Source organism: Aeromicrobium sp. PFPM2_SD2 (genome assembly GCF_057364525.1).
This window is the reverse complement of record NZ_JBNFNZ010000357.1, coordinates 1-2,563: the sequence shown is the minus strand read 5'-3', so window position 1 is coordinate 2,563 and position 2,563 is coordinate 1. Positions and strand designations below refer to the sequence as shown.

Below are 2,563 nucleotides of genomic sequence, written 5' to 3'. Positions count from 1 at the left end.
GTCGGCCGGCGCGGCTGCCGGGCCCACCCCTCGGCGATGGCGCGCGCCGCCTCGGGGGCCGACAGCGTGCCGGCGAACTTGTCCGGCGCGACCAGGACCCGGGTCATGTCAGGACGCGAGCGCCTGCTCCGTCGCGGCCAGCAGGACGCAGGTGGCCAGGCCGTCGATCGCGACCTCGAGCTGCTCGACCGTCGGCATCGACGGCGCGATGCGGATGTTGCGGTCGCGCGGGTCGAGCCCGTGCGGGAACGCCGATCCTGCAGGCGTCAGCGCGATGCCGGCCTCGCGGGCCAGCTGCACGACCCGCTTGGCGGTGCCGTCGACGACGTCCAGGCTCACGAAGTAGCCGCCGCGGGGCTGGGTCCAGGTCGCGACCTCGTGCGGGCCGAGCCGCTCGGCCAGGATGCGCAGCACCGTGGCGAACTTGGGCGCGAGGATCTCGCGGTGCCCGGCCATGAGCTGGTGCACCGCCTCGGCGTCGCGCAGGTACATCGCGTGACGCAGCTGGTTGACCTTGTCCGGCCCGATGGTGCGGAAGGAGATGTTCTCCTTCCACCAGGCGACGTTCGCGGGCGAGGAGCCGAAGAAGCCCACACCGGACCCGGCGAAGGTGATCTTGGACGTCGAGGCGAACATCAGCACGCGGTCGGGGTGGCCGGCCTGCTCGCACATGCCGAGGACGTCCGCCGTGGGCGTGCGCTCCTCGGTGAGGTGGTGCACGGCGTAGGCGTTGTCCCAGAAGATGCGGAAGTCCGGCGCCGCGGTCTCCATCTCGGCGAGCTGGCGGGCGACGTCGTCGCTGACCGTGTAGCCGGTCGGGTTGGAGTACGTCGGCACGAGCCACATGCCCTTGACCGACGGGTCGGCGACGAGCTCGCGAACGGCGTCCATGTCGGGCCCGTCCTCGAGCATGGGGACGGTCAGCATCTCGATGCCGAAGCGCTCGGTGATGGCGAAGTGGCGGTCGTAGCCAGGCACCGGGCAGATGAAGGCGATCGAGTCCTCGCGGCCCCACGGGCGCTCGGAGCCGGGCACGCCGTGCAGCAGGGCGTAGACGATCGCGTCGTGCATGGCCGACAGGCTGGCGTTCTCGCCGGCCAGCAGCTGCTCGACCGGGACGCCGAGCAGGTCGGCGAAGGTCTGGCGCAGCTGGAGGTTGCCCTCGAGGCCGCCGTAGTTGCGCACGTCGGTGCCGGCCGCGTCCTGACGGATGGCGCCGGGCAGCGACAGCAGCACCTCGGAGAGGTCGAGCTGGGCCGGCGAGGGCTTGCCGCGCGTGATGTCCAGGGTCAGACCCTCGTCCTGGAGGCGCCGGTAGGCGGCCAGGTGCTCGTCGTGCAGCTGCTGGATCTGTTCGCGGGGAAGCGTCTGGAGGCTCACCCGGGAACGGTATCGCGGCGGACGGGCCCGCGGCGGGTCAGGACGCGCCGGGGTTGCGCAGCTCAACCTCGATCTGGCCGAGCTGGGCCAGGCGCTGCTCGAGCGGCGGGTGGGTGGAGAACAGGGCGGAGAACGACTGGCGGCTCAGCGCGGGGGCGAAGAAGAACGCGCTCGCGCCCTGCGTCTGCTCGACCTGGGCCGGCGTCAGGCGGGTCATGTCGCCGGAGATCTTCTGCAGGGCGGTGGCCAGGTGCCGCGGGTTGCCGGTGAGGTACGCGCCCCGCCGGTCGGCGCTGAGCTCGCGGTAGCGCGACAGGCTGCGGGTCAGCACGAAGCTGAGGAAGTACACCACCATGCTGACCAGCCACACGACGATGAAGGCCGGGCCGCCGTTGTTGCGGTCGCGGTTGCCGCCGAGCAGGAAGCCCCACTGGGTGACGAAGCCGGCGAGCAGGCCGAGCGAGGACGCGACGGTCATGACCGACACGTCGCGGTTGGCCACGTGGGCGAGCTCGTGGGCGAGGACGCCCTCGAGCTCGTCGGCGGTGAGCCGCTGCAGGATGCCGGTGGTGACGCACACGGCGGACCGGCTCGGCGAGCGTCCGGTCGCGAAGGCGTTGGGCAGGTCGGTCTGCGCGATGGCGACCTTGGGCTTGGGCAGGCCGGCCTGCAGGCACAGCCGGTCGATCATGGCGTGCAGCTCGGGGGCCTGCTGGGCGGTGACGACCTGGGCCCGCATGGAGCGGAGCGCGAGCGTGTCGGAGAAGAACCACTGGCCCCAGGCCATGACCAGCACGACCGCGAAGCCCAGCACGGCGCTGCCGAGCCACTGCATGAGCACGAGCCCGAACAGCACGTACAGCGCGCCGAGGCCGAGGCTCACGCCGCCCATGCGGGCCGACAGGCCCGGGTCCTTGCGGAAGCTGACGGTCCTCATCGCGATGCGTCCTCGTGCGCCATGGCGACAGGATAGCCAGCGCCCACCAGGCCCGACGGGCGTCCGGACGCCGAGGTCGCACCCCCTACTCTGTGTCCCGTGAGCGAGCACAGCGAGCGAACCATCAACCCCGTCACGGGCGGACGTCCGTACCGTGCGCTCTTCTCGGAGGTCCGCCCGTGAGCCGACAACGACCAGGCCGCGCGAAGGGCCGCCCGAGCGCCCGTCGCGCGCGAGGCCGAGGCC

2 protein-coding genes are annotated in these 2,563 nt (G+C 72.2%); both read right to left on the bottom strand.

Annotated elements, in window-relative coordinates; all coding sequences use genetic code 11:
- Nucleotides 1–108 precede the first annotated feature (108 nt).
- Complete coding sequence (locus tag AC2W7G_RS13500) at nt 109–1,380, bottom strand: aspartate aminotransferase type Ic (protein WP_485868893.1); 1,272 nt, start codon at nt 1,378–1,380, stop codon at nt 109–111.
- A 37-nt stretch (nt 1,381–1,417) separates the two neighbouring features.
- A complete protein-coding gene (htpX, locus tag AC2W7G_RS13495) occupies nt 1,418–2,317 on the bottom strand; it encodes a zinc metalloprotease HtpX (RefSeq protein ID WP_485868892.1) in 900 nt (299 codons plus the stop codon).
- Between the last annotated feature and the right edge of the window lie 246 nt (nt 2,318–2,563).